24 protein-coding genes are annotated in these 24,223 nt (G+C 72.9%); 7 read left to right on the top strand and 17 right to left on the bottom strand.

The genetic code is table 11. The annotated features are described in order from the left end of the window. Nucleotides 1-123 precede the first annotated feature (123 nt). From ACFTXQ_RS02505 to ACFTXQ_RS02525, 5 genes are all read right to left on the bottom strand, one after another. Entirely contained in the window at nt 124-411 is a 288-nt protein-coding gene (locus ACFTXQ_RS02505) for a hypothetical protein (protein ID WP_382635122.1), read from the bottom strand. 69 nt (nt 412-480) lie between these two features. Further along, nucleotides 481-1,365 carry an alpha/beta hydrolase family protein gene (locus ACFTXQ_RS02510; protein ID WP_382635124.1) on the bottom strand — a complete coding sequence of 295 codons (885 nt, stop codon included), beginning with the start codon at nt 1,363-1,365 and terminating at the stop codon, nt 481-483. Nucleotides 1,366-1,536: 171 nt separating this feature from the next. After that, complete coding sequence (kynU, locus tag ACFTXQ_RS02515) at nt 1,537-2,784, bottom strand: kynureninase (protein WP_382635125.1); 1,248 nt, start codon at nt 2,782-2,784, stop codon at nt 1,537-1,539. Beyond that, on the bottom strand, nt 2,777-3,625 hold the full coding sequence (locus ACFTXQ_RS02520) for a tryptophan 2,3-dioxygenase family protein (RefSeq protein ID WP_382635127.1): 849 nt from the start codon (nt 3,623-3,625) through the stop codon (nt 2,777-2,779). The genes kynU and ACFTXQ_RS02520 overlap by 8 nt, the downstream gene beginning before the upstream one ends. Before the next feature lie 158 nt (nt 3,626-3,783). After that, nucleotides 3,784-4,197: a DUF3151 domain-containing protein gene (locus ACFTXQ_RS02525; RefSeq protein ID WP_382635129.1), complete on the bottom strand. Its 414-nt coding sequence runs from the start codon at nt 4,195-4,197 to the stop codon at nt 3,784-3,786. Between the two features lie 119 nt (nt 4,198-4,316). Here ACFTXQ_RS02525 and ACFTXQ_RS02530 point away from each other — a divergent pair, with 119 nt between their 5' ends. Together ACFTXQ_RS02530 and ACFTXQ_RS02535 are read left to right on the top strand one after the other, a co-directional pair. Continuing rightward, complete coding sequence (locus ACFTXQ_RS02530; RefSeq protein ID WP_382635131.1) at nt 4,317-5,108, top strand: alpha/beta fold hydrolase; 792 nt, start codon at nt 4,317-4,319, stop codon at nt 5,106-5,108. Between the two features lie 119 nt (nt 5,109-5,227). Continuing rightward, nucleotides 5,228-6,556, top strand: a complete 1,329-nt coding sequence (locus ACFTXQ_RS02535) for an IS701 family transposase (protein ID WP_382635133.1) — start codon at nt 5,228-5,230, stop codon at nt 6,554-6,556. Nucleotides 6,557-6,609: 53 nt separating this feature from the next. Here ACFTXQ_RS02535 and ACFTXQ_RS02540 read toward each other — a convergent pair whose 3' ends face one another. The 5 genes from ACFTXQ_RS02540 to ACFTXQ_RS02560 form a co-directional block, all read right to left on the bottom strand. Then, complete coding sequence (locus ACFTXQ_RS02540; protein WP_382635135.1) at nt 6,610-8,514, bottom strand: GAF domain-containing protein; 1,905 nt, start codon at nt 8,512-8,514, stop codon at nt 6,610-6,612. Nucleotides 8,515-9,053: 539 nt separating this feature from the next. Next, complete coding sequence (locus ACFTXQ_RS02545; RefSeq protein ID WP_382635137.1) at nt 9,054-9,884, bottom strand: BTAD domain-containing putative transcriptional regulator; 831 nt, start codon at nt 9,882-9,884, stop codon at nt 9,054-9,056. A gap of 192 nt (nt 9,885-10,076) precedes the next feature. Continuing rightward, entirely contained in the window at nt 10,077-10,754 is a 678-nt protein-coding gene (locus ACFTXQ_RS02550; RefSeq protein ID WP_382635139.1) for a ScbR family autoregulator-binding transcription factor, read from the bottom strand. A gap of 112 nt (nt 10,755-10,866) precedes the next feature. Then, nucleotides 10,867-11,634 carry an SDR family NAD(P)-dependent oxidoreductase gene (locus ACFTXQ_RS02555; RefSeq protein ID WP_382635142.1) on the bottom strand — a complete coding sequence of 256 codons (768 nt, stop codon included), beginning with the start codon at nt 11,632-11,634 and terminating at the stop codon, nt 10,867-10,869. A 59-nt stretch (nt 11,635-11,693) separates the two neighbouring features. Then, nucleotides 11,694-12,407, bottom strand: a complete 714-nt coding sequence (locus ACFTXQ_RS02560; RefSeq protein WP_382635144.1) for an HAD family phosphatase — start codon at nt 12,405-12,407, stop codon at nt 11,694-11,696. A gap of 397 nt (nt 12,408-12,804) precedes the next feature. On the opposite strand from ACFTXQ_RS02560, the gene ACFTXQ_RS02565 reads away from it, so the two are divergent. Beyond that, nucleotides 12,805-13,800, top strand: coding sequence for a ScbA/BarX family gamma-butyrolactone biosynthesis protein (locus tag ACFTXQ_RS02565; protein ID WP_382635145.1), 996 nt, complete (start codon nt 12,805-12,807; stop codon nt 13,798-13,800). Between the two features lie 125 nt (nt 13,801-13,925). On the opposite strand, the gene fbaA is transcribed toward ACFTXQ_RS02565, so the two are convergent. The 6 genes from fbaA to ACFTXQ_RS02595 form a co-directional block, all read right to left on the bottom strand. Then, a complete protein-coding gene (gene fbaA / locus ACFTXQ_RS02570; protein WP_382635147.1) occupies nt 13,926-14,948 on the bottom strand; it encodes a class II fructose-bisphosphate aldolase in 1,023 nt (340 codons plus the stop codon). Between the two features lie 255 nt (nt 14,949-15,203). Next, complete coding sequence (gene pyrE / locus ACFTXQ_RS02575; RefSeq protein ID WP_381752184.1) at nt 15,204-15,743, bottom strand: orotate phosphoribosyltransferase; 540 nt, start codon at nt 15,741-15,743, stop codon at nt 15,204-15,206. Between the two features lie 21 nt (nt 15,744-15,764). Continuing rightward, on the bottom strand, nt 15,765-16,553 hold the full coding sequence (locus ACFTXQ_RS02580; RefSeq protein WP_382635149.1) for an aldose 1-epimerase: 789 nt from the start codon (nt 16,551-16,553) through the stop codon (nt 15,765-15,767). 10 nt (nt 16,554-16,563) lie between these two features. Continuing rightward, entirely contained in the window at nt 16,564-17,418 is an 855-nt protein-coding gene (locus tag ACFTXQ_RS02585) for an SRPBCC domain-containing protein (protein WP_382635151.1), read from the bottom strand. A 32-nt stretch (nt 17,419-17,450) separates the two neighbouring features. After that, nucleotides 17,451-19,088: a polyamine aminopropyltransferase gene (locus ACFTXQ_RS02590; RefSeq protein ID WP_382635153.1), complete on the bottom strand. Its 1,638-nt coding sequence runs from the start codon at nt 19,086-19,088 to the stop codon at nt 17,451-17,453. A gap of 146 nt (nt 19,089-19,234) precedes the next feature. Beyond that, on the bottom strand, nt 19,235-19,789 hold the full coding sequence (locus ACFTXQ_RS02595; RefSeq protein ID WP_382635155.1) for a DUF2617 family protein: 555 nt from the start codon (nt 19,787-19,789) through the stop codon (nt 19,235-19,237). 315 nt (nt 19,790-20,104) lie between these two features. On the opposite strand from ACFTXQ_RS02595, the gene ACFTXQ_RS02600 reads away from it, so the two are divergent. From ACFTXQ_RS02600 to ACFTXQ_RS02610, 3 genes are all read left to right on the top strand, one after another. Further along, on the top strand, nt 20,105-20,413 hold the full coding sequence (locus ACFTXQ_RS02600; protein WP_382635157.1) for a hypothetical protein: 309 nt from the start codon (nt 20,105-20,107) through the stop codon (nt 20,411-20,413). A gap of 66 nt (nt 20,414-20,479) precedes the next feature. After that, complete coding sequence (locus ACFTXQ_RS02605) at nt 20,480-21,679, top strand: pyridoxal phosphate-dependent aminotransferase (RefSeq protein WP_382635159.1); 1,200 nt, start codon at nt 20,480-20,482, stop codon at nt 21,677-21,679. A 150-nt stretch (nt 21,680-21,829) separates the two neighbouring features. Beyond that, the gene (locus ACFTXQ_RS02610; RefSeq protein ID WP_382635161.1) at nt 21,830-23,020 is read left to right on the top strand and encodes a hypothetical protein; all 1,191 of its coding nucleotides are present in this window, start codon (nt 21,830-21,832) and stop codon (nt 23,018-23,020) included. 18 nt (nt 23,021-23,038) lie between these two features. On the opposite strand, the gene ACFTXQ_RS02615 is transcribed toward ACFTXQ_RS02610, so the two are convergent. Further along, complete coding sequence (locus ACFTXQ_RS02615) at nt 23,039-23,581, bottom strand: YbjN domain-containing protein (RefSeq protein ID WP_382635163.1); 543 nt, start codon at nt 23,579-23,581, stop codon at nt 23,039-23,041. Nucleotides 23,582-23,713: 132 nt separating this feature from the next. Here ACFTXQ_RS02615 and ACFTXQ_RS02620 point away from each other — a divergent pair, with 132 nt between their 5' ends. Continuing rightward, on the top strand, nt 23,714-24,196 hold the full coding sequence (locus ACFTXQ_RS02620) for a hypothetical protein (RefSeq protein ID WP_382635165.1): 483 nt from the start codon (nt 23,714-23,716) through the stop codon (nt 24,194-24,196). Nucleotides 24,197-24,223: the final 27 nt, after the last annotated feature.

A 24,223-nucleotide genomic window follows, 5' to 3' on the forward strand; every position in this document is an offset into this window, starting at 1 on the left:
CCCGCCCGGATCGAGATCACCGGGTGCCTGTCGCCCCACCGGGCGGGCCCGCGGGCGGGGGGGGGGGGGCGCCGGGCCCCCCCCGCCCCCTTCCGTGTGCGGGCGTGGCGGTGGGCCGGGGGGTTACTGGGCCCCTTCGAGGCCCTGGAGGGCGGTCTCGCTCAGACCGTCCGTGAAGTGCGCGAGGTCCGACATGACGTCGGGGGACTCCTCGGCGCCCCAGGTCTCCTCGCCCACGAGGGGGGCGCCGGCGAGGGCGTCGACGTCCGGGAGGTCGGCGACCTCCGCCAGGGAGACGGCGTCGGTGATGCCGGGGGTGTCGTCGGCCGTGGCGGCGGAGGCCATGGGGGCGGCTGCGGAAACGGCGGCCAGCGCGAGGGCGCCGGCGGCGAGCATGTTCTTGATCTTCATGCCGTACTCAACGAAACGGGCGGTCGGACGTCACCGTGCCGCCGCCCGTGGCCGCTCCGGCGCCCGGCCCTACCAGGCCAGCTGTGAGATCTCCTCCGAGACCACCGCACAGGCGTCGGCCGCCGGGTCGATCAGCGGGAAGTGGCCGACCCCGTCGAGCAGGGTCAGGCCGACCATCTCCCCCGCCTTCGCGGCCGCGGCGACGTACGACTCCGCCACGCGGGCCGGGACCACGATGTCCTCGCGGCCCTGGACCACCGCCGTGGCGATGCCCGTCGGGAGCAGGGAGGCCGGGTCCGCATAGGGCAGGCGGGCGTCGAACTGCTCGGAACCGCCCAGCAGTTGGGCGCAGGCGCCACCGCACACACCGAGTTCCTCGGCGACCGTGAAGTCCGCGATCGGGGCCAGTGCCACCACGCCCCGCAGCGGCGGCGGGGAAGGCAGCCGCCACGCGGAATCGGACGGGAGCCGGTGGCGGGCCGCCGCCCACAGGGCGAGGTGGCCGCCGGCGGAGTGGCCGGTGACCACGGTGCGGCGCAGGTCGGCGGCCGGGAGGGCCTTCGCGACGAGGTCCGGGAGGGCGTCCATCGCGGCGGCGACGTCGTCGAAGGTCTCCGGCCAGCGGCCGGCGACCGGGCCTTCGGCGTTCTGGTGCGGGAGGGAGCTGCCGCGCCGGTACTCGACGTTGGCGACGGCGAAACCCCGGCGGGCCAGGAAGTCGGCGAGCGGGGTGATGTGCTGCCGGTCGTACGGGGCCCGCCACGCTCCGCCGTGCAGGACGACCACGAGGGGGGCCGGGCCCGGGCCCCGGGTCTCGCCGCGCGGGGCGTAGAAGTCGACGACCTGGTCGGGGTGGTCCCCGTACGCGGCCGTCGCGTCCGGCGCGACCGCCGGATGGGAGAAGGCCGAGGCGGCCTCGGCGGCGTCCCGTTCCACTGCGGCGGGGTCCGTCATCGGCTCAACCTCTCGGTAACGCGTGGGACAGCGGGGACAGATGTTCCGGTGGTTCGGCAGAGCGGGACCGTATCAGGCTGGAACGGGGCGTTCCGTGCGAGGTCCGGGATGCGGGAAGGCGGGCGGAGCCGTAGCCCCGCCCGCCCGGTGATGTGACGTTTCGCTACCGGGTCACCCGAAAATGTGACCCAGTGTGCGCGCGGCGCGCTCCGCGTCGGCGAAACCGACGTACAGCGGGGTGAAGCCGAAGCGCAGGACGTCCGGGGCGCGGAAGTCGCCGATGACGCCCCGGGAGATCAGTTCCGCCATGACCTCGCGGGCGTTGTCGGTGCGCAGCGAGATCTGGCTGCCGCGGTGGCCGTGGAGGGCGGGCGTGACCGATTCGACCTTGCCCGCGGGGACGTACGCGGCCACGCACTCGAGGAAGAAGTCGGTCAGGGCGAGGGACTTGGCGCGGACGGCTTCTACGGAGACCCCGTCCCAGGCGTCGAGCGCCGCCTCCAGGGCCAGCATGGACAGGATGTCCGGCGTGCCGACGCGGGCGCGGGCCACTCCGGGGGTGGGCGTGTAGTCCGGGGTCATCGCGAAGGGATCCGCGTGACCGTTCCAGCCGGGGAGGGGGGAGTCGAAGTCCGCCTGGTGGCGCTCGGCTATGTAGAGGTACGCGGGGGCGCCGGGGCCGCCGTTGAGGTACTTGTACGTGCAGCCGACGGCGAGGTCGACGGCGTGCGCGTCCAGCCCGACGGGGAGGGCGCCGCCCGAGTGGCACAGGTCCCAGACGCTGATCGCCCCCGCGGCGTGGGCGGCCGCGGTGAGGGCGGGGAGGTCGTGGAGGCGGCCGGTGCGGTAGTCGACGTGGTTGAGGAGTACCACCGCCGTGTCCGGGCCCATGGCCTCGGCCGCGTGGGCCGGGTCCACCGGGGTGACGGTGAGACCCGTCATACGGGCCGCGGAGGCGGCGATGTAGCCGTCGGTGGGGAAGGTGGTGGCGTCGACCAGCATCCGGGTGCGGGTGGGGGCGGCGGTTGCCGCCAGCCGGGCGGCGCCCACCAGGGCCTTGAAGAGGTTGACGCTGGTGGAGTCGCCGACGACCACCTGGCCGGGGGCCGCGCCGATGAGCGGGGCGAGCTTGTCGCCGATCCGCTCGGGGGCGGTCCACCAGTCGCTCTCGTCCCAGGAGCGGATGAGGAGCTCGCCCCACTGGCGGGAGACGACGTCCGCGGTGCGGTCGGCGACGTTGGCGGGGAGGGCGCCGAGGGAGTTGCCGTCCAGGTAGACGACTCCGTCGGGGAGGGTGAAGCGCTCGCGGAGCTTGGCCAGCTCGTCGGCCGCGTCCAGGGCTTCGGCCCGTGCCGCCAATGACCGGCCGTGCTGCGCCGGCGCGGCGGAGGGCTGCGGGATCACTGTCGGCTCAGACATGGCTGCGGGCCGTCCAGAGTTCCGGGAAGACGTTCTTCGTGGCGCGCTTTTCCAGCCAGGTCACGCCGGCCGAGCCGCCCGTGCCCGTCTTCGCCCCCATCGCGCGGCGGGTGGCGACCAGGTGGTCGTTGCGCCAGCGCCAGACCAGTTCGGCCACGTCCGTGAGGACCTCGCCGAGGCGGTGGAGGTCGTGGTGCTCGTCCGGGGTCGCGTACAGGGCCGTCCAGACGGCCTCCACCTCGGGCGAAGGCTCGTAGCGCTGGGAGAGGTCGCGGTCCAGGACGGCGGCCGGGACCGCGAGGCCGCGGCGGGCGAGGAGGCGCAGGACCTCGTCGTAGAGGCTCGGCTCGTGGAGCGCCTTCTCCAGCTCCGCGTGCACGCGCGGCGCGCCGCGGTGCGGGACCAGCATGGAGGAGGACTTCTCGCCGAGCAGGAACTCCATCCGGCGGTACATCGCCGACTGGAAGCCGGAACCCTCGCCGAGGGCGGAGCGGTAGGCGTTGAACTGGCTCGGGGTGAGCTGGGCCAGGGGGCGCCAGGAGGAGTTCAGGGCCTCCAGTTCGCGGAGGGAACGTTTCAGCGCGTCCATCGCGACCGGGAGGTCGTCCTTGCGCAGGGCCTGCGCCGCCGTTTCCCACTCGTGGACGATGACGGTGAACCACAGCTCCATGACCTGGGTCGTGACCAGGAAGACCATCTCGCCGGGGTCGTCCGAGCGGAGGTGCTGGAGGTGGGTGAGGACGTCCGCCTGGACGTAGTCCTCGTACGGGGTCGTGCCGTCGAAGTCGAGGTTCGGGGTGTCCGAACCGCCGGCTCCGGAGGCATCAAGGGTGTTCGACATCGCTGTCTCCTCGACACGTGCTTCCGGGTAGCGGTCCGCTCCTTCCGTGAGGTGAGTGGAGCCCCGGTCCCCTGCCCGCATCGTAAGACACGGGTGGGGCGGGGCTCCAGCGGGGAGTGACGTACGCCACATTCCGCTTGTTGGCCTCAGACGGTGTCTCAGGCGTTCAGCGCGTCCGCCGCCGTCTCGGAGGAGTCGCGCAGGAAGGTCGAGCAGCGCTCGTACTCGTCCTTCTCGCCGATCGCCTCGGCGGCGCGGGCCAGGGCGTGCAGGGCGCGGAGGAAGCCGCGGTTCGGCTCGTGCTCCCACGGGACCGGGCCGTGGCCCTTCCAGCCGGCGCGGCGCAGGGCGTCGAGGCCGCGGTGGTAGCCCGTACGGGCGTACGCGTACGACTCGACCGTGCGGCCGGCGGCGAAGGCCTCGTCGGCGAGGGTCGCCCAGGCGAGGGAGGAGGTGGGGTGCGCGGCCGCCACCTCGGCGGCGGGGGTGCCGGCGGCCAGGGCCTCGCGGCCGGGCTCGTCGGGGAGGTGGGTGGGGGCGGGGCCCCCGAGGAGGTTCTGGTGAATGGACATGTGCCTAGTTTGGCTGAGCGGGGCAGTTGACGGACTGTCGTGGGGGTGCGTGACACCGGTGTGGCGGGGTTTCCACGATGGCTCGATATCGACCATCACCCTCACCAAGGACGTTTCACATGGCTCACGTCACCGTAGGAAGCGCCCGGCTGCCGTACGAGGTTCACGGCGAGGGCACCGGGCCCTCCCTGGTGCTCGTACCCGGCACCGGCCCCGGCTCGGTCATCTTCGACCACCTCGTCGCCGGTTTCGCCGAGGGCGGCCGCCGCGTGATCCAGGCCAACTTCTCCGGGCACGCGCACACCGAGGACGACGGCGGCGAACTGTCCCTCGATGCCCTCGCCGAGCAGGTCGTCGCCGTCCTGGAGGAGGCCGGGAACGGCCCGGTGGACCTGCTGGGCTTCTCGCTCGGCTCGCTGGTCGCCGCCACCGTCGCCGCCGCCCGGCCCGACCTCGTCAACCGGCTGGTGCTGGTCAACGGCTGGGCCGGCCCCGGCGACCAGTACCTGCGCAACATGATGACGGTCTGGCGGGAACTCGCCGGCAACCCCGACGCGTTCAGCCGGTACGCCACCATCACCGCCCTCAGCCACGCCACCCTCAACGCGGGTGGCCACGACGGCTTCGAGTCCATGCTCGGGATCATGCTGCCCACTCCCGGCACGCTGCGGCACATCGACCTCAACCTGCGCGCCGACATCCGCGGCGCACTGGCCCGGATCCACGCGCGGACGCTGGTCGTCGGCTCGACTCTGGACCTGACGATCCCGGTGCAGAACGCCCGGGAGGTGCACACCCGGCTGGCGGACAGCACGTACGTCGAGATCGAGAGCGGCCACGCCGTGATCGGCGAGCGCGCCGAGGAATTCACCAAGGTCGTAAGGGACTTCCTGGCCGCCGACGCCGGCTGACGGCTGCGGGGGTGGTGGGCGCCCCACCACTCGGCGGCGCAGGGGTGTGCCCGGCACACCTCCCCGTGAGGGGGGTCGCGGGCGGACGGTGGTGGTGCAATCGACGAAGGGGGTATGTCGTGAACACCATCACCACCCGCCGTGACGTCCGCGGTGAGTTCCAGCCGGTCGGGGGGCCGGTCCGGGGCCGGCGCGATCCGGTCGACGAGGCGGCCGAGGACCTGTGCAAGGCGGTACTCACCTCCCTGCGGCGCAGGGACCAGCGGGAGCGGGGGCGCCAGTACGTGCGCGGGCTGCTCGCCACCGAGGGCCGCAAGTCGATCCGCAACATCGCGCAGCAGATCGGCGGGCCCGCCGCCGAGCAGAGCCTGCACCACTTCATCGCCGGTTCCACCTGGGACTGGCAGCCGATCCGGACGGCCCTGTCGCACTACCTGGAGCAGTCCACCCCGCTCACGGCGTGGGTCGCGCAGCCGATGGCGATCCCGAAGGGGGGCGACCACTCCGTGGGCGTCGGGCACCGCTTCGACCCGCACCAGGGGCAGATGTTCCGCGGGCAGCAGGCCTTCGGGATCTGGTTCACGTCCGCGCAGGTGATCACTCCGGTGGGGTGGCGGCTGTTCCTGCCGCCGGAGGCGGAGGAGGGCCCCCTGCCGGTGCCTTCTCCCGCGGTCTCGCCGTCGCCGTCGACGTCGCCCTCGTTCGAAGCGGGCGAGGAGAAGTACGAGTCGTACGAGGAGTGCGCGGTCACCGGTGTCCTGGACGCGGTGCAGGAGTGCCGGATGCCGGCGCGGCCGGTGGTCCTGGACATCCGCGACATCGGGACCCGGTCGACGATGAACCGCTTCGCCGAGGCGCGGCTGCCGGTGCTGGCGCGGATCGGCGGCGCGGCGCGGCTGCTGGTCACCGACCCGGCGCTGCCGGGGTACGGGGCCGGGACGCTGGCCGCCCGGGACATCCTGCAGAACGTCAAGGGGCTGCGGGTCCCGGTGGAGTGGCCGGACCCCACGCACCCGGGCGCGCGGCGCACCTCGCTGGTGGCGGCGGTACGCGTGATGATGCCGGACCCGTCGCCGGCGCGGCGGCGGCAGGTGCTGCTGGTCGGCGAGTGGACGGACCCGCGGCGGCTGCCGTCCCAGCTGTGGGTGACGGACCTGACGCGGCTGACGCCGGCCGCGCTGCTGCGGCTGACGAAGCAGGCGCGGCGGGTGTCGGCGGCGGCGTCGGAGAGCGTGCAGGAGGTCGGGCTGCGGGACTTCGCCGGGCGGTCGCTGTCGGGGTGGCACCGGCACGTGACGATGGCTTCGGTGGCGCATGCGGCCCGCTGCCTGGGCGACTCCGTCGGGCGGACGGCCGCGCACCCGGTACCGGGCCAGTACCTCCCGTCGCCTCGCCCCGCACGCCGGGCGACCGCCACCCCCCTGCGCGCCCGCGCGGCGTCCCACTAGCCGCGCAAGCACCCGCCGGATCCGCCCGGACCCCGCGCGTCACACGCCGGTGGTCAGGCGGAGCGGTGGGTGCGCAGGGCGGCGCGGGCCTTGCGGAGGCGGAGGGCCATCTGGATCTCCAGGGCCTGGGCCGGCTTCTGCCAGGCCTCGCCCAGGAGTTCCGCGATCCGCTCCAGCCGGCGCGAGACCGTGTTCGGGTGCACGTGCAGCGCCTCGGCGGCGTGCGTGGGGCTGCCGCCCGACTCGTAGTACGCGTCCAGCGTGCGGGTCAGGTCCGTGAGCCGGGTCTCGTCGTATTCCAGTACCGGGCCGATCGTCGAGGCGATGAACGCGTCCACGTCGTGGTCCGTGGACAGGAGCAGGCCCAGGAAGCCCAGTTCGCGCAGCGACGCCGTGCCGCCGGCCCCGTCCAGCGCCGTCAGCGCGTCCAGGCAGCGCGAGGCCTCCTCGTACACGCCCGCCACCCCCGACGCCCCGCGGGCCGGACCGGCCGCGCCCGTGGACACCGGGTGGCCGAGCAGCGGCGAGAGTTCCGCCGAGACCGTGCGGGCCACCGCCGACGCGTCCGAGCCGGGGAGCAGGAGGACGATGCAGCCGCGGCGCACGCCCTTCAGGCCCCCGCACCGGTAGGCGTACGAGCTCGCCCACGCCACCGCCTTGCCCAGCTCCCCGCCCTCCGGCCGGGCCACCACCACCACGTGCGGCACGTCGAGGTCGATGCCGAGCCGCCGGGTCCGCTCCCGCAGGTGGAGTTCGGAGTGGTGCGGCCGGTCCAGCAGGTCCTGGAGCAGCTCGTCGTGGACGGGGCCCTCGGCGGCCGCCGTGCCCCGCTGGATCAGCAGCAGCGCGGCCACCGACTGGGCCGCCAGCTCCAAGAGCCGTACGTCCTCGGGCGTCAGCCCCGCCGAAGCGCGCAGCACCAGCACCCCGAGGTCCTCCGCGCCGGCCGTCACCGGCGCCACCCAGACCTCCCCCGGCAGGGGGACCGGCGCGCGGCCCGTGTGCGCTTGGAGCGCGGCGCGGGTCACCGCCTCCTCGTCCAGGTCCGGGAGCTCGTCGGCGGCGGTCAGCGGCCGCCCGCCCGGGTCCCGTACCTGGAGTACGCCGTCCAGCGCGTCGGCGGCCGCCCGTGCGAGCGCGGACAGCCGGGCCCCGTCCAGCACCATCCGGGCCAGCCGGGCGTGGCAGTCCCACAGGTGGCGCACGCGCGTGAGGGTGGTGTTCATGGCCGAGCCGAACCGCTCCAGCTCGGTGACCTCGTCGCGGGTGCGTTCCAGCAGCTCCGCCTGCTGGACGGCGAGCGCCGCGAGGTCCGCGAGGGAGAGCAGTACGCCGATCTCGTCGGGGGTGAAGTGGCGGGCCTCGCGGTCCGCGCCGTAGAGGGCGCCCAGGGTGGTGTCGCCGGACCGCAGCGGAACCGCGATGATCGCGCGCAGGCCCTCGGCGCGGACCACGTCGTCGATGTCGGGGCGGTGGGGAACGGACTCGTCGTCGAGGTAGTCGGGGCTCCAGACCGCCGCGCGGCGTTCCTCGGCGAGGCTGCCCAGGCTGGGGCCCTCGCCGAGCTCTCGGCCCGCGTTGAGGGCCGTGGTGTCGCCCTCGGAGGTGTGGACGTAGGAGGTTCCGTCGGTGCGGCGCAGGCTCACGTACGCCATGTCGAAGGACAGCAGGCGGCGGGCGCGGCGGGCGATGGCGCGCAGGAGGGTGTCGAGGTCGTGGGGGGAGGTGAGGTCGTGCGCGGTGTCCACGAGCGCGGTGAGGGCGGCTGCGCGGTCGCGGCCGCGGTCGGTGCCGGCGCGGATGGTGCGGGCCAGGTCCACGGCCCTGCCGAGCTCGGTGAGTTCGGCCTCGGCGGCGCCGCTGCGGCGGGCGTCGTGCAGCAGGTTCTCGATGTGGGCTGCCGGTGCGTCTCGGGCGAGGAGTTCCAGTACGGCGAGCGCACCCGTCCTGTCGTTCATAGCCCCTCATCCCCCGATGTGCGGTGCCGTTCCGCGTCGCGATGGGATCGGAATCAGGCCATCCGAACCTAGGTTCCTGGGGCGGCGGGGTCAAGTGCGCGCTGGTCACAGGGGGTGCGGGCTACGGAGCTCGGCCCCTGCGGCCCGGTACGGCTCAATGCGTCGCGGCGTGGGGCCTCAGGCGCGGGGAGCCGGGGCCGCGCCCCAGCCCTGGTCGCCCGAGGCTCCTGACAGACGCAGGTGGTGGCTGGTGGCCGAGTGGTGGTTGACGGCGACGTTGATCATGCCGGGCACCTCGAAGTTCGTAGAAAAAGACCCGCTGGAATGTTGCGCGTCCGTGGGTTGGTTCCAGTTCATCCTGGGCCGTCGCCCAGGGGCCCGCCAACTCCCTCCGAGGTGATCCGTCAAGTAGGGGACGGATCTCCAAGTGGCGTTCGTTACACGGGAGTTGAAGCGATGGGGAGCCCCCCGGGGCGGGGGTTCCCGGGGGGCCGATCAGGGGGTGGGCCGCGGTGCGGGCCCGGGGGTGGGGCCGCCGGTCACGCCATGGAGGGCGCGGGAGCCGCCCGGAGGAGCGAGTGGCGCAGGGGGCCGGTCGCGGTCTCGGGGTCGGGCTTCGCACCGCGAGAAAAGTCCGCGCGGACCACCGCGGCGGGGCGTCGGTATGTTTCGCCCCTTCGGGAGGGGTACGCGGAGTACGCGGTGGTGCGTACCGTGCCGCGGCCCGCCGGCAGGGCCGCCCCGCGGAGCCGGCCCCAGCCGGAGTCCGCGTCCCGGAGTCCGGGGACGAGGGACAGTTCGGCCAGTCCGGAGCTCAGTTCGCGGTGCCGGCCGAGGGCCAGCTCGGCCTCCACCCACTGTTCCGCGACCGCCTTGCGGGTGGCCTCCAGATCCGCGATCCGCTCCTCGAGCCGGGGCCCGGGGGTCACCCCGTCGAAGGCCGGGCCCTTCCAGAGGCGGAGCGCTCCGCGCAGTCGCCGGGCGGCCGACTCGTGGTCCCCGCGGGCCATGGCGCGGTATCCCGCCCCCGCCTCGCGGGCGAATTCATGCAGGTCAGAGCGGCCGCCGTCGGTATCGAGAAGGTATCCGCCGGGCGTCTGCACCAGGATCGACTCCCCGGTGCGACGCCCGCCCGGTGCGGCCGCCGCGGCGAGGCGCCGGCGCAGCAGGCCCACGCAGGAGTGCACGGCCGCGCCCGCGTGTTCGGCCGGTACGAGCACGGCGAGCTCCGCGGCGAGGACGCCTACGGGGACCACCTGGTCGGCGTGCGCGGCCAGCACGGCCAGAACCTGTCGCGCGGGCGGCGTGGCGGGCGCGACGGGCACGCCGTTCTCGAGGACCTCCAGCCCTCCGAGCACGTCAATGTCCACAGTCTTCTCCCAGGGCAAGGCACGGCAGGAGCCCGCGTGCGCGCGGCTCCGCTGGAAAAAGAATACCCGGGATTTTGTTTTTGGCTACTCGTGATCGCGGCTGCCCTGCCGTGACACCCGGCACACCCCGAAACGCGTGATCCCCCGCCCTGGAGGGCGGGGGATCACGAGCGAGGAATGACGGCTCCGGGATCAGCCGGCGATGGCCGCGTCGTCCTCGGGGGCGACGAGCGGGGAGCCCGAACAGTCGCACAGATGGGCCCCGTTCGGGCCGTGGAGCGCCCGGGCGCCGCGGCCCGGGGCGGTGTCCAGCCGGATCGCGACGGCCGAGACCACCAGGCTCGGCATCACGCTCGTGTAGAGCGCCGAGACCTCCTTGTCCAGCTCCAGGCCCAGCGTCTGCGACATCACGTTGAGCCCCGCGAACGCGCCGACGATCAATCGCGAGGGACCGCCCGGATCCACGTGCGAGAGCAGCTCACCGCGCTCCTTCGCCTCGACCATCAGGGCGGTGTGCATGTCGATCCACCCCTGGTAGGGGGCGGCACGGTCCAGCGCCCGGCCGTTCTGCTCCAGGGTGAGCCGCGCGCTGCCGCGCATCAGCACGTCGTGCTGGAGGCGGTGCGAGAAGATCATGCCGATGTCGACGAACTCCTGCGCCTTGAACTCCTGTGGAGTGTAGGCCGGGTCGATGCCCACCTGGGCGTCGATGACCGCCTGCGCCAGGTCTTCCTTCGAGTCGAAGTGGAAGTAGAGCGCGCCCTTGGTGACGTTGGCGAGCCGGACGATGTCCGTCAGTTTTGCCGCGTCGTAGCCGCGGTCCTCGAACACCACGGCGGCGGCCTCCAGGATCGCCTGGCGGGTGCGCACGGCGCGATCCTGCTTCACCTGCGGTCGTTCCGTCCTCATTCGTATGTCCCTCTCCATGCCCCCAGATCGATCGGCAATACATGCCCCCGGGTACGTACCTATGAGTACAGTTTCACACCATCGTGAAGCCTCCGTCCACCGGCATCGTCACCCCGGTCACGAACGAGGCGCGGGAGCTGCACAGCCAGGCGGCCGCCTCGGCGATCTCCTCCGGCTCCGCGGTACGGGGCTGCGGGGTGGCGGCGTGCAGCCGCTCCTCCATACCCGGTACGGCCGCGAACCACTCCTCGACCACCTCGGTACGGGTGGTGCCCGGGGCCACGGCGTTGACGCGGACGCCCTGGGCCGCGTACTCCGCGGCGGCGGCCTTGGTCATGCCGATCACCGCGTGCTTGGCGACCACGTAGGGCGCGGCCACCGGGGTGGCGATCAGGCCGGCGACGCTGCTGTTGTTGACGATCGTGCCGCCGCCGGTCCTCAGCATCGCGGCGATCTCGTCGCGCAGGCAGTTCCACACCCCGCGCACGTTGAGGTCCATGATCCGGTCGTACAGCTCGTCGTCCATCTCGTGCAGAGGAGTGCGACCCGTGCCCCAACCGGCGTTGTTGAAGGCGCAGTCCAGCCGGCCGAACCGGCTCACGGCCAGCTCCACGGCGCGCGCCGTGTCCTCCCGGCGCGTCACGTCGGCCACGGCGTACTCGGCCTCCGCGCCGGCGCCGCGCAGTTCCTCGGTGAGCTCCTTGAGCCGGTCCTCCCGGCGTGCCACGAGGACGACCCGTGCTCCCTCGCGGGCGAACACCCGGCCCGCGGCCGCGCCTATGCCACTGCTCGCGCCGGTGATCAGTGCGACCTTGCCGTCGAGCATGCGCTCCCCTGCCATGACTCTCCCTGTTATCGCTGTGTTCACGGCCGCGCCGTGACGAGTACGGGATACCGGTATCAGGCGGCCCAGGCGAGACCGGCGGCGGCCTCCCCGTCGAGCACGCGCAGCAGGTCCTCGTCGATCTCGTCGAGCGAGCGGACCAGGTGCCGTACGCCCGCGTCGCGCATCAGACGGCCCTGGAAGCCGTACTCGAAGGGGCTGGGGTGCCCGATGAAGGGGGCGCGCAGGTCGCGGGCGGCCTCGGAGACCCGGGCGACGTCGTCGATGAAGAGCACCCGGTCGCAGTCGAGGCCGAAGGAGTCCACGGCGATCTCGCGGACGCCGGGGCGGAAGTCGTTGGTGCAGATGTAGCCCGGCTCGTCGAAGAGGTGCGCGAGGTGGCCGAGGTAGGCGTCGAAGTGGGTCTTGTCGAGGCCGCCGTAGCAGACGGTGCCCAGGCCGAGGGCGCGCAGCCGGTGCAGGAGGGCTTCCGCGCCCGGCAGTACCCGGAGCGGGTTTTCGGCGAGGTAGGCGGCCCGTTCCTCGAAGTAGACCTCCAGCACCCGCTCCGGGGTCCAGTCCACCCCGGCCGCCGCGCCGAGCGCCGCGGCGGCGGTGGTGCGGGACTGCGAGAAGACCGCGCGCTCCACGTGTGCGTCGTAGGTCCCGCCGCGACTGGTGACGAAGTGGTGGATCACCGGGCTGAAGGTGTCGTTGAGCAGGACCCCGTCGATGTTCACGGCGGCGAGCCGCAGGTGCCCGAGCGGGCGGATGTGCCGGAGGGCGTGCATCGGGTCTCCAATCGGCGGGGGCCCGGACGGTGGCTGGACGCGGCACGCCGCTGCGGAGATGCCGGGCAGCCACGGAGCGCCCGGGGGACCCCCAAAAAATACTCCCAGGTACGCGGCTGCCGCTGAGCAAAAGATACCTGACGCCGCCTTGATGTCCCCTCATCGGCCGAAAATCGACTCAGCGTGAGCGGAACCCCCCATTACGGTCACTGACCTGGCAGAACATCTACTGGAAGCAGCCATTCCACTACTCCGAGTGGTGTGGTTTACGTCACCTTCGAGCCAGGGACCCCTGATCTTCGGGTAATTCTCTACCTGACAAGCAAACCCGAAAGTACGTACTTTGCGTCAGGCAAGTAGTGCGGCTCGGCTTTCGGCCATGATCTCGAGGGACTTCATGATCACGACCTTGGAACCGACGGACGTCCTCGCCAACCTGTCTTCCTCCACTGCCGATTGCCGGTGCCCTGACCGACAGGACGGGGGGCTCACCACCACCGTCCCCCGCGAGCTCGTGCACCGGGCGGCCCTTGCCGAGGTCTTCCTGACGGGTATGTGCCGCCCGGCCGAGGACCGGTTCCACGTCACCGCGCAGCTCCCGCGGGGCCACAGCTTCTTCGCCCCGATCGCCGGAACCCACTACGACCCGATGCTGATCTGCGAGACCATCCGCCAGGTCGGCTCGTACGTCGCCCACGAGGCCTTCGACGTCCCGCTCGGCCACCAGTTCCTGCTGTGGGGCCTCGACTACACGGCCAGCCCCGAGAACCTGGTCATAGGCGACACGCCCGCCAACCTCGACCTCGACGTCGTCTGCACCGAGGTGCGCCGCCGGGGGACCCAACTCCAGGCGCTGCGCTACCAGGTGACGATGCGTCACGGCGGTCTCGTGGTGGCCACCGGGGACGTCGGCTACAACGTCGCCTCCCCCGCCGTGTACCGCCGGCTGCGCGCCGGACAGGTGGACCGGCGGCCCGAGCCCTCGCTGCCCGCCAACCCGCTCCAGCCCGCCCAGGTCGGCCGCTACTCCCCCTTCGACGTGGTGCTCGCCGCCGCGCCGCAGCACGGCACCGGCTCCACCTGGCAGCTGCGGTACGACACCCGCCACCCGGTCCTCTTCGACCACCCCGGCGACCACCTCCCGGGCATGGTCCTGATGGAGGCCGCCCGCCAGGCCGCGGTGGCGCTGACCCCCGCCCCCGCCGTCATGCCGGTCTCCGTCACCAGCACGTACCAGCGGTACGCCGAGTTCGGCGCCCCGGTCTGGATCCACGCCGAGCGCACCGGCCCCGCCACGGTCAAGGTCATCGGCGTACAGAACGGCGAGGAGGTCTTCGAGGCCCTCGTCGGCACCGGCCTGGTCGAGGCCCTGCCGTACGGCATGACGGCCTGATGGCCTGACCGACTCCCGGGCGTCGGGGGGCGCCGCGGGACCAGGGGGGATCCAGGGGAAGCCGAAGGGCCCGGCCGCCGTCGTGAGACGGGGGCCGGGCCCTTCGTACGCAGGTGCGCGGAGAGCTACTTCAGCTTCGTACCGGTCGAGCGCAGGTTCGCGCACGCCTCGGCGACACGCGCGGCCATGCCCGCCTCGGCGGCCTTGCCCCACGTGCGCGGGTCGTACTTGGACTTCGTGCCGACCTCGCCGTCGACCTTCAGGACACCGGCGTAGTTGGTGAACATGTGGTCCACGACCGGGCGGGTGAAGGCGTACTGGGTGTCGGTGTCGAGGTTCATCTTCACGACGCCGTTCTCCAGCGCGGTGGCGATCTCCTCGGCCGTGGAGCCCGAACCGCCGTGGAAGACGAAGTCGAACGGGGAGGCCTTGCCGAACTTCTCGGCGACACCGGCCTGGAGGTCCTTGAGGAGCTCGGGGCGCAGGACGACGTTGCCCGGCTTGTAGACGCCGTGCACGTTGCCGAAGGAGGCGGCCAGCAGGTAGCGGCCCTTCTCACCCAGGCCCAGGGCCTCGGCGGTACGGATCGCGTCCTCGACGGTGGTGTACAGCTCGTCGTTGATCTCGTGGCTGACGCCGTCCTCCTCGCCGCCGGTCGGGGTGATCTCGACCTCAAGGATGATCTTGGCGGCGGCGGCCTTGGCGAGCAGCTCCTGGCCGATGGCCAGGTTGTCGGCCAGGGTCTCGGCGGAGCCGTCCCACATGTGCGACTGGAAGAGCGGGTTCAGACCCTTGGCAACGCGCTCGGCGGAGATGTCGAGCAGCGGACGGACGTAGCCGTCCAGCTTGTCCTTGGGGCAGTGGTCCGTGTGCAGCGCGATCGTGACGTCGTACTTGGCCGCCACGATGTGCGCGAACTCGGCCAGGGCGACCGCGCCGGTGACCATGTCCTTGTTGTGCTGGCCACCCAGGAACTCCGCGCCACCGGTGGAGATCTGGATGATGCCGTCGCTCTCGGCCTCCGCGAAGCCGCGCAGCGCAGCGTGCAGGGTCTGGGACGAGGTCACGTTGATGGCCGGGTAGGCGAACTTGCCTGCCTTCGCCCGGTCGAGCATCTCGTTGTAGACCTCGGGGGTTGCGATGGGCATCTGTCCGCTCCTTGGATGTGCGGGGAGTGTGCTATTGCGGGCCCTGACCTGGGGGCGACGTCACCGTCGCGCCTATCTTTCCAGACTCGGCGCGACACTCCACCCCTGCTGTCCACAGTGCGAGCCGAACGGGCCGGGACGTTTCACGTGAAACATCCCGGCCACCCGGAAAACGCCAGGTCAGGCCCTGCCCCGGGGCTTCGGAGGACCTTTGTCACCACTTGGACGTGGCCGGGAGCAGGCCCGTATCGGGACCTAGGACAGGCCGAGGTCCTCGAGCCGGTACCCGGTGAGGTAGGGGAGCCCGGCCTCGGCGATCGCGCCGGCCGCGCCGCGGTCGACGATCGTGGCGACGGCGACGACCTCGCCGCCGGCCTCGCGGACCGCCTCGACGGCCGTCAGCGGGGAGCCGCCGGTGGTCGAGGTGTCCTCGACGACCAGGCAGCGCTTGCCCTTGACGTCGGTGCCCTCGATGCGGCGCTGCATGCCGTGCGCCTTCTGCGCCTTGCGGACGACGAAGGCGTCCAGGCGCTGCCCGCGCGCGGCGGAGGCGTGCAGCATCGAGGTGGCGACCGGGTCGGCGCCCAGGGTCAGGCCGCCGACGCAGTCGAAGTCGAGCTCGGCGGTCAGGTCGAGCATGACCTGACCGACCAGCGGGGCCGCCTCGCCGTCGAGGGTGATCCGGCGGAGGTCGATGTAGTAGTCGGCCTCGCGGCCGGAGGAGAGGATCACCTTGCCGTGCACGACGGCCTTGTCCTTGATCTGCTGCAGAAGCGCATCGCGTACGTCACTCATGCCTCTGAGCTTAATTGGGTGCTACGAGAGCCGCCGCCACGTCCAGGTCGCGGAGATCTCCAGCGGGTCGACGGGGGTGACCAGGCGCGGCAGGGTGTTCAGCCCGTTCGGCGGCCCCGACTGGGGCTCGACGCAGACGGCCTCGGGCTGCTCGTCGTAGACGACCACCCATTCGGCCCGGCTGGTGACCTTCAGTTCCAGCGCACCGGGCCAGGTCAGGGTGACGTCGACCCCGTCCGGCATGCCGAAGCAGTCGTCCCAGGGGCCGGGCAGCGGGTCGATGCGGCGGCCGGTGGGAAGGTGGTCGGCGCCGCGCTCCTCCTGCCAGGCGGGCTCGAAGGCCAGGCTCACGTCGGCGCCGCCCGTCCCGAGGTTGCGGCGGAACCAGGGGTGCCAGCCGGCCTGGGCAGGGAAGGAGTCCCCGTACGTCTCGATGCCCAGGGTGAGGGTGAGCGCGTCCTCGGCCAGCTCGAAGATCTGCGTGACCCGGCCGGGGTACGGCCACGGGTCGGCGAGGTCGTAGGTGAAGACGGCCTCGGTGTCGGTGGCCTTGGCCGGGCGCCAGGCCGCGTCGCGGCCGAAGCCGTGCAGGGCGTGCGGCGGGTGGTTGACCGGCATCTGGTGCACGGTGGCGCCGTCCCTGAACCGGCCGTTCTCGGTCCGGCCGCACCACGGGACCATCGGGAAGGACCCGTAATGCGGGCCCCGGCGCAGCAGCTCGGTCCCGTCGATGCGCAGGCTGCTGATCCGGCAGCCGTTCTCCTGGTCGACGGTCACCTCGGCGCCGCCGGCGCTCAGTTGCGTACTCATACCGCCGACCCTAGCGGCGGCGGCGCAGGGCTCTGCCGAGGAGCACGGCCGAGGCCAGGGCGAGGGCCGCGGCGGGTGCGATCCAGCGCAGGTTGTCGCCGGCCGTGGTGGCGGTGGGTGCCGGGACCGGGGCGTAGCGGCCGCGCGGGGGGGCGTGGTCCACTTCCTCGGCGCTGCGGCCGATCATCGTGCGGCGGGCGTGCGCGGCTTCGGCCGGGGGCCGCGGGGACCCGCCGTCCAGCTCGTCGAACTCACCGGCCAGGAAGGGGTCCAGGGAGGGCGGCGGCACCTCGGTGTCGAACACGGAGGCGGTGACTTCGGTGACCTCCGCGTCATCGGAGCCGGCGGCGTCCGCGGTGTCCTCGGCCTCCTCCGCTTCCTCCGCCTCGGCCACCGGATCGCCGACCCCGGCACCCGCCGCGTCCGCTGTGTCCGCCGTGGCCGCCGCGCCCAGCAGTTCGGCGGCCCGCTCCAGCAGCCGCCGTACGGCGGTGTCGGTGGCCTCGGCGGTGAAGGCGGCGGCCCGGCCGCCGGCGGTGCCCCTGGCGGTGAAGTCCAGCCGGGTGCCGTCCTCCTGCGGGGTCAGCCGCAGCGCCAGCGCGAGGGTGACGGTCCCGCTGCCCCGGACCTCGGTGCCCTCGCCGTCGAGGTCGAAGCGGCTCGGGTCCCGCTCGGTGACGGTCAGCGCCCCCCGGTAGGTCACGGTGCTTCCGCCGACCCGGACCTTCAGCCGGCCCGAGACGGGCCCGGAGTCGGTGTCGGCGTCCTGCTGGAGCCCCGGCACGCACCGGGCCACCCGGACGGGGTCGCGCAGCACGGCGCGGAGACGGTCTGCCGGAACCGGAACGAACACCTGATGCTCCATGCGGTCGAGCCTACCGACGAGACCGCACCGGGTCACGAATACCGCGGGTGCGGAAGGGTCGACGGCGGGAGTCCGGTCATCCGGGTGCGCTCCGCGTCGCGCGCGGCGTCCAGGAGGGAGGCGGTGGACAGCGAGCGCAGACCCGGCGTGTCGCGGTCCACGCGCAGCGCGGGCGACTGCTCGCGGGCGGCCAGGACGAAGCCCCAGTCCTGCGGCGGTGTGCCGGTCAGCCCGGTGCGGTCGGGCCCGGCGGCGAAGCCGGAGAGGCGGCCGCCCGCGCTGTAGGGGGCGGTCCGCAGCCCGGCCGCGCGGAGGGTGGACTCGACGGTCCAGTACGTACGGGGCCGCGTGGCCAGCGGCCCGGCGTGTACGGCGATCCGGCCGCCGGGGCGCAGGGCCCGCGCGGCCAGCCCGTAGAACTCCTGCGAGTACAGCTTCGTGCTGGGGGTGATCCCGGGGTCCGGGAGGTCGGAGACGATGACGTCGAACCCGTTGCGGGCGGCCGGTCCGCGCAGCCAGCGGAAGGCGTCCTGCGTGACGACCCCGAGGCGGGGGTCCCCGTAGACCCCGGCGTTGAGCGCGGACAGCATGGGGTCGGTGCGGGCGAGGCGGACCACGCCGGGGTCGAGCTCGACGATGGTGACGGAGGCGACGTCCGGGTAGCGCAGCACCTCGCGGGCGGCGAGCCCGTCGCCGCCGCCGAGGACCAGGACGCGGGTGTGCGGGCCGGTCATGGCGGGGTGGACGAGGGCCTCGTGGTAGCGGTACTCGTCGTAGCCGCTGACCCGCAGCCGCCCGTCGAGGTACAGGTCGAGGGAGCGCGGGGAGCCGGTGGTGGGGCCGGTGAGCACCAGCTCCTGTACGCCGGTCTGGACGGCGACCCGGACCTCCCCGCCGTAGACGGCGCGCCGGGCGGAGCGCTCGAAGTCGTCGGCGAGGACGGTCGCGCAGCCGAGGACGGCCAGGACGGTCGCGTTCGCGGCGAGCAGCATCCAGCGCTCGCGCCGGCCCAGGTCGCGGCGGAACAGCCACAGCACCAGGCCGCCGCCGATGACCACGTTGACGGTGCCGGTGAGCATGGCCCCGGTGAGCTGGCCGAGCACGGGGAGCAGCAGGAAGGGGAAGGCGAGGCCGCCGACCAGGGCGCCCACGTAGTCGGCGGCGAAGAGGTCGGCGACGGCGCCGCCCGCGTCCTGTCTGCGGATGCGTTGGATGAGGACCATCAGCAGCGGGATCTCCGCACCGATGAGCACCCCGATGGCGAAGGAGAAGCCGACGAGGGCGGGCCGGGACTCCCCCAGCCAGGCGAAACTCGCGTACAGCGCTATGGCCGAGAGTCCGCCGAGCAGGGCCAGCCCCACCTCGATGGCGCCGAAGCCGAAGGCGGGCCGGCTCCGGAGCCGTTTGGCGAGCAGGGAGCCGACGCCCATGGCGAAGACCATGACGGACAGGACGACCGACGCCTGGGTGACGGAATCGCCGATGAGGTAGGAGCCGAGGGCGAGCAGCTCCAGCTCGTACACGAGCCCGCAGGCGGCGCAGACGAACACGGTGGCCAGGACGAGGAGTCGGCCGGTCCGGGGCCGTACGGGCAGGGCGGACGGGACGGGCGCGGCGCCCCGCGGCTCCGGGGCCGGGAGCACCCGGCGCGGGACGGAACGGTCGATCATGAAGCGAACCGTACGTCACCGCCCACTCACATCCGGTCACCCACATGGGTGCAAGTGGCGTACCGATCCAGCCAGTTGGCGTAACCGTGCCGGAACGCCCGCGCCCGGAAGGCGCCCGGGCGCCCCCGCCCCCGCGGGGGGCGGGGCTAGCGCAGTGCGGGCGACTCCCGTTCCGCGGCGGCCGCCGCGGCCGCCGCCATCCGTACGCCCACCCGGGTCCGGGTGGCGACCAACTGGCCCTCCTGCGGGTACGCGTGCCAGGTCCGCCAGCGCACCTGGCCCTCGTAGCGCTGCGCGAGCATGGCGGTGAAGGCGTGCGGACTGCCGGGGAAGGTGCCCGCTAGTCCGTTCGGGTGGTCGGCGACCAGTGCGAGGAGTTCCTGCGCGCGCCCCGCGAAGGACCCGCGGGACAGGGTCTCGACCCGTGCGGCGAACTCGTACCCCCAGTCGCCGACCCGCTTGGCCACGCCGAGCGGCAGCGGCGTGCTGCTGCCGGGCATGCAGGCGACCGTCTCCGAGCAGAGCACCTCACCCTCCTCCAGGAGCACCTGATGGGAGGCTCCGAGCAGGCGCAACTCCACCTTCGCGCCCGACAGTTCGAGGTTCAGTACGGCAAGGGCGGGCAGCCGGTCCCGACCCAGGGCCCAGGCGAGATCGGCGGCACGCGTGTCGGTGTAGGTGGTCTGGAGGGTCGTGAGCATGAGTCGGCTCCGCAAACGCGCGAGGGAGATGGGCCGGGGCCCGCCAGCGGTAGTCAACGGGTGGGGGGACACCGGCACGGGTCCACAGGAAGTCCCGGGAGGTCCGGGGACTGGTCTACTCAACCGAGGGAATCATGAAAGGCACGGCACTCACAGCGTTTTTACCCAACTTGACGGGGTTTACATCCCCCCGGGGGCTTCGCAGTTCACGTGTTCAACAGGTTGCGTCCCGCGCGTCGTCATGCATGGGCCGCACACGGGCGAACGGGAGGGCGCCCGACGGAAATCGGACCGCCGGACGCCCCCGTCCACGCGGTGCCAGCTGCCCCGTGTCAGCTGGAACCGCACCCCCCGCCGCCGCAGGAGGAAGACCCGCCGCAGGACGAGGAGGAACCACAGGAGGACGAGGAGCCGCAGGAGGAGGAGCCCCCGTCGCCTCCCCACCAGCTGCTGCCGGAACCGGACGACGACGAACCGCCGCTGCTGCTGCCGCCCCAGCGCTTGGCCACGGTCACGACGAACGCGGCGACCAGCAACCCGACCACAATGAAGACGAACACGATGCCCGCCCCCTCTCTCACACCCCGGTCCTCCCGGGTGACGGGATCCCCGCGTCCCGCGTGACAGGGGGATTCCCGCACGCCGCACGGCCCAAAGCACACTTGAGCAAGTCCAGAGGTTCCCCGCAGGATGGCGCCCATGAGCGCACCCGTGAGCAGCGACCGCAGCGACCGCCCCTTCCTGAACCGCCGGCTGGCGGCCTTCGGCACGACGATCTTCGCGGAGATGTCCGCGCTGGCCGCCCGCACCGGGTCGATCAACCTGGGCCAGGGCTTCCCCGACACCGACGGCCCGGCGCAGATCGCCGAGGCCGCCTCCCGCGCGGTCCTCACCGGCCTCGGCAACCAGTACCCGCCGGGCCCCGGCGTCCCCGAGCTGCGCACGGCGATCGCCGCCCACCAGCAGCGTTTCTACGGCCTGTCCTACGACCCCGACACCGAGGTCCTGGTCACCGCCGGCGCCACGGAGGCCATCGCCGCCTCCCTCCTGGCCCTCCTCGAACCGGGCGACGAGGTCATCGCCCTCGAACCGTTCTACGACTCCTACGCGGCCTGCATCGCGATGGCCGGCGCCGTACGGGTCCCGGTGACCCTGCGCCCGCACGCCGGGGCCTTCGCCCTCGACCTGGACGAGCTGCGCGCCGCCGTCACCCCGCGCACCCGCCTGCTCCTGCTGAACACCCCGCACAACCCCACGGGCACCGTGCTGACCCCGCCGGAGCTCGCGGCGATCGCCGAGCTCGCCGTCGAGCGGAACCTCCTCGTCATCACGGACGAGGTCTACGAGCACCTGGTCTTCGAGGGCGCCCACACCCCCCTGGCCGGCCTGCCGGGCATGCGCGAGCGCACGGTCACGATCTCCTCCGCCGGCAAGACGTTCTCCTTCACCGGCTGGAAGGTCGGCTGGGTCACCGCGCCCCCGGCACTGGTGACGGCGGTCCGCTCGGCGAAGCAGTTCCTCACCTACGTCTCCTCCGGCCCCTTCCAGTACGCGATCGCCGAGGCCCTGGCCCTTCCCGACAGCTACTACGACGCCTTCCGCGCGGACCTGGCCGCCAAGCGCGACATCCTCGCCGACGGCCTCACGGCGGCCGGCTTCGAGGTCTACCGCCCGCAGGGCACGTACTTCATCACCACGGACATCACCCCCCTCGGCGAGAAGGACGGCCTCGCCTTCTGCCGCGCCCTGCCCGAACGCTGCGGCGTGGTCGCCATCCCGAACCAGGTCTTCTACGACGACACCTCCGCCGGAGCCACCCAGGTCCGCTGGGCCTTCTGCAAGCGGACCGAAGTGCTCCAGGAGGCCGCCGCGCGGCTGGGCCGCCTCTAGCGCGGGCTGCCCGCGCGTCGTCGGAGGGGCGCCGGTTCCGGCCGGTGGTTGCGGGCCGGCTGAGGGCGGTGTGAAGCTGGCGGTCGTGCACATGCCCGGAGCCCTCACCAACCGGTGAGCGTCGTCACAAGAGCTGGAAAGTCGGGATACATGGCAACGGGCAGAGCGACGGTGACCGCGTCGCCCTTGGAGATCCGCGCGGTCAGGTTCGTACGGTCGGCGGCGCCGACGACCGTGATCGCGCTCGGGGTGTTCGCCGCCGTACGCGGAGCCGGGGTGCTGGTGCTCACGCTGGGCTCCTGGTGGGCCGGGCGGGATCCGCTCAAGGTGCTCGGCAGGTCCTGGGACTCCGTCTGGTACCTCGGGATCGCCGCGAACGGCTACGGCCGCACCCAGATGTGGCCCGACGCCGTGACGGGCACCGGGTACATCCAGAGCGACTACGCCTTCTTCCCGCTCTACCCGGCCCTGATGCGGGCGGTCGCCACCGTACTGCCCGGCGGGCTCGTGCCCGCCGGGATCCTCATCGCGTGGGTCTGCGCCGCCGTGGCCGCCGTCGGCATCTACCGGGTCGGGGAGCGGGTGATCGGGCCGCGTGCCGGGCTGCTCCTCGTGGGGCTGTGGGCGGCCCTGCCGCACTCCGTGGTGCTGTCCCTGGCCTACACCGAGCCGCTGCTCGCCGCGCTCGCCGCCTGGGCCCTCCACGCCCTGCTGCGGGGCCGCTGGACGGCCGCGGCGGGCCTCGCCGTGCTCGCCGGGCTGACCCGGCCCACCGGGCTCGCCGTGGCGGCCGCCGTCTCTGCCGCGGCGCTCTACGCCGTCGTCGTCCGCAGGTCCCGCGCGCCCGAGGTGTGGGCGGCCGGGCTGCTGGCCCCCGTGGGCTGGGCCGCGTACGTCCTGGCCGTCGGCGTCCGCGTGGACGATCCCCTCGGCGGGTACTTCGCCGTGCAGCGGAACTGGGGCTCCCGCTTCGACTTCGGCGTCGGGGCGCTGCGCTCGGCGGAGCGGGTGCTGACCGGCGGGCACGTGCCCCTCGCCACCACCGTGACGGTGGCCCTGCTGGCGGCGGCCGGGCTCCTCGCCCTGCTGCTGTTCCTGGACCGGACGCCGCTGCCGCTGCTCGCGTACACGGCGATACTGCTGGTGATCACCTTCGGCGGGGCCGGCTTCTTCGAGTCGAAGCCGCGGTTCCTGCTCCCGGCCTTCCCGCTGCTGCTGCCGGTGGCCGCCGTCATGGCGCGAGCCCGGCCGCGCACCGCGGTCCTGGTGACCGTGGGGCTGGCCGGGCTCTCGTACGGCTACGGGCTGTACCTGATGCTCGTGGCGCGCGTGCCGCTCTAGCGGCGGGTGCCTGGGTGACTAGTCGTCGTCGCCGTTCTTCTCGTCGTCGCCGTCGGAGGAGTCGATGTCCTTCTCCAGGCCGAACTGCTCGACGAGCCACTTGTCGAATTCGATGGAGGCGCGGACCCAGCTCACCGTGGAGGACACGAAGTGCTCCAGGTTGACGCCGGTGCCGATCAGCATCTGCGCCTCACCGATCAGACGGACCGAGCCGTCGTCGTGGGTGTGGCTGTAGACCTTCGGCCACAGGGTGCGGCGGTTCCAGTCGTCGATCGACTCGAGCAGCTGCGGCTTCTCCTCGATCTTGTGCGGACGGTCGTAGAAGGTCCGCACCGAGAAGACCTGCTGCTCGTTCTCGCCGCGGAACATGAAGTACGTACGGAACTCCTCCCACGGCGCCGCGAGGTCACCCTCGTCGTCGACGACGTACTTGAGCTCCATCTGCTCCAGCAGCTGCTTGACCAGATCCTGGTCGGGGACGACGGGGCCCGCCGGTCCTGTGGCCTGCGGATCGGGCTGCTGCCCTCCGAAGTTCGGAATCGAGGCCGGGTCGATGCTCACCGTGTACTTCCCTTCGTGCGGATAACTGCATCCTCCCCCATCTCGCCCACCCCATGTCCAGCCCCGCACGTACGATCCGCTGCGGGCGGACACGAGTAGGAACCGGGTAAGGCCGGGTGAGGGGGGCGTCGGATGATCCCGCGCACGTTGAAGCAGGTCGGGCGGCTGCCGGTGGTGCTCGCCGTCGCGTTCGCTGCCGGGCTGCCGGGGTGGCTGTGGGTCGCCTCGGACGGCTACGGGGCCCAAGGCGCCCACGAGGAGCAGCCGGGCACGGCCGCCGCCTGTCCCGAGGCCCTCCGGTTCACCCGTCTGGACCCGCCGGCGGGCCTGCGGGACGGGAAGTGCGAGCTGAAGCGGACGCAGGACGGCCGCCCGAAGGCCACCGGCGCGTTCCGGATGGAGCACCGCGACGTCGACGCGTGGCTCGCCTCCTTCCCGCAGCCGGCGGAGCCGCTCGCCTGCCCGGGGCCCCACCCGGACAACTACGACCCGGAGAGCGAGGGCTGCGTCGCCCTCGTCTACGAGACCGCGCAGCCCGGCCGGGCGGCCGGGCTGCGGATGCGCATCACCCCGGAGGTCGGGACCACCGCCACGGTCCGCTTCCAGGCGGAGTAGGGCGGGGGCGGGGCGGCCCCGCCCGCG

Source organism: Streptomyces sp. NPDC057010, from assembly GCF_042673805.1.
Classification (GTDB): domain Bacteria; phylum Actinomycetota; class Actinomycetes; order Streptomycetales; family Streptomycetaceae; genus Streptomyces.

What these genes read in the sequence shown, in the direction of transcription:
- ACFTXQ_RS02505 (WP_382635122.1), bottom strand. Translation starts at nt 411, where the DNA reads ATGAAGATCAAGAACATGCTCGCCGCCGGCGCCCTCGCGCTGGCCGCC.
- ACFTXQ_RS02510 (WP_382635124.1), bottom strand. Translation starts at nt 1,365, where the DNA reads ATGACGGACCCCGCCGCAGTGGAACGGGACGCCGCCGAGGCCGCCTCG.
- kynU (WP_382635125.1), bottom strand. Translation starts at nt 2,784, where the DNA reads ATGTCTGAGCCGACAGTGATCCCGCAGCCCTCCGCCGCGCCGGCGCAG.
- ACFTXQ_RS02520 (WP_382635127.1), bottom strand. Translation starts at nt 3,625, where the DNA reads ATGTCGAACACCCTTGATGCCTCCGGAGCCGGCGGTTCGGACACCCCG.
- ACFTXQ_RS02525 (WP_382635129.1), bottom strand. Translation starts at nt 4,197, where the DNA reads ATGTCCATTCACCAGAACCTCCTCGGGGGCCCCGCCCCCACCCACCTC.
- ACFTXQ_RS02530 (WP_382635131.1), top strand. Translation starts at nt 4,317, where the DNA reads ATGGCTCACGTCACCGTAGGAAGCGCCCGGCTGCCGTACGAGGTTCAC.
- ACFTXQ_RS02540 (WP_382635135.1), bottom strand. Translation starts at nt 8,514, where the DNA reads ATGAACGACAGGACGGGTGCGCTCGCCGTACTGGAACTCCTCGCCCGA.
- ACFTXQ_RS02555 (WP_382635142.1), bottom strand. Translation starts at nt 11,634, where the DNA reads ATGGCAGGGGAGCGCATGCTCGACGGCAAGGTCGCACTGATCACCGGC.
- ACFTXQ_RS02560 (WP_382635144.1), bottom strand. Translation starts at nt 12,407, where the DNA reads ATGCACGCCCTCCGGCACATCCGCCCGCTCGGGCACCTGCGGCTCGCC.
- ACFTXQ_RS02565 (WP_382635145.1), top strand. Translation starts at nt 12,805, where the DNA reads ATGATCACGACCTTGGAACCGACGGACGTCCTCGCCAACCTGTCTTCC.
- fbaA (WP_382635147.1), bottom strand. Translation starts at nt 14,948, where the DNA reads ATGCCCATCGCAACCCCCGAGGTCTACAACGAGATGCTCGACCGGGCG.
- pyrE (WP_381752184.1), bottom strand. Translation starts at nt 15,743, where the DNA reads ATGAGTGACGTACGCGATGCGCTTCTGCAGCAGATCAAGGACAAGGCC.
- ACFTXQ_RS02580 (WP_382635149.1), bottom strand. Translation starts at nt 16,553, where the DNA reads ATGAGTACGCAACTGAGCGCCGGCGGCGCCGAGGTGACCGTCGACCAG.
- ACFTXQ_RS02585 (WP_382635151.1), bottom strand. Translation starts at nt 17,418, where the DNA reads ATGGAGCATCAGGTGTTCGTTCCGGTTCCGGCAGACCGTCTCCGCGCC.
- ACFTXQ_RS02590 (WP_382635153.1), bottom strand. Translation starts at nt 19,088, where the DNA reads ATGATCGACCGTTCCGTCCCGCGCCGGGTGCTCCCGGCCCCGGAGCCG.
- ACFTXQ_RS02595 (WP_382635155.1), bottom strand. Translation starts at nt 19,789, where the DNA reads ATGCTCACGACCCTCCAGACCACCTACACCGACACGCGTGCCGCCGAT.
- ACFTXQ_RS02605 (WP_382635159.1), top strand. Translation starts at nt 20,480, where the DNA reads ATGGCGCCCATGAGCGCACCCGTGAGCAGCGACCGCAGCGACCGCCCC.
- ACFTXQ_RS02610 (WP_382635161.1), top strand. Translation starts at nt 21,830, where the DNA reads ATGGCAACGGGCAGAGCGACGGTGACCGCGTCGCCCTTGGAGATCCGC.
- ACFTXQ_RS02620 (WP_382635165.1), top strand. Translation starts at nt 23,714, where the DNA reads ATGATCCCGCGCACGTTGAAGCAGGTCGGGCGGCTGCCGGTGGTGCTC.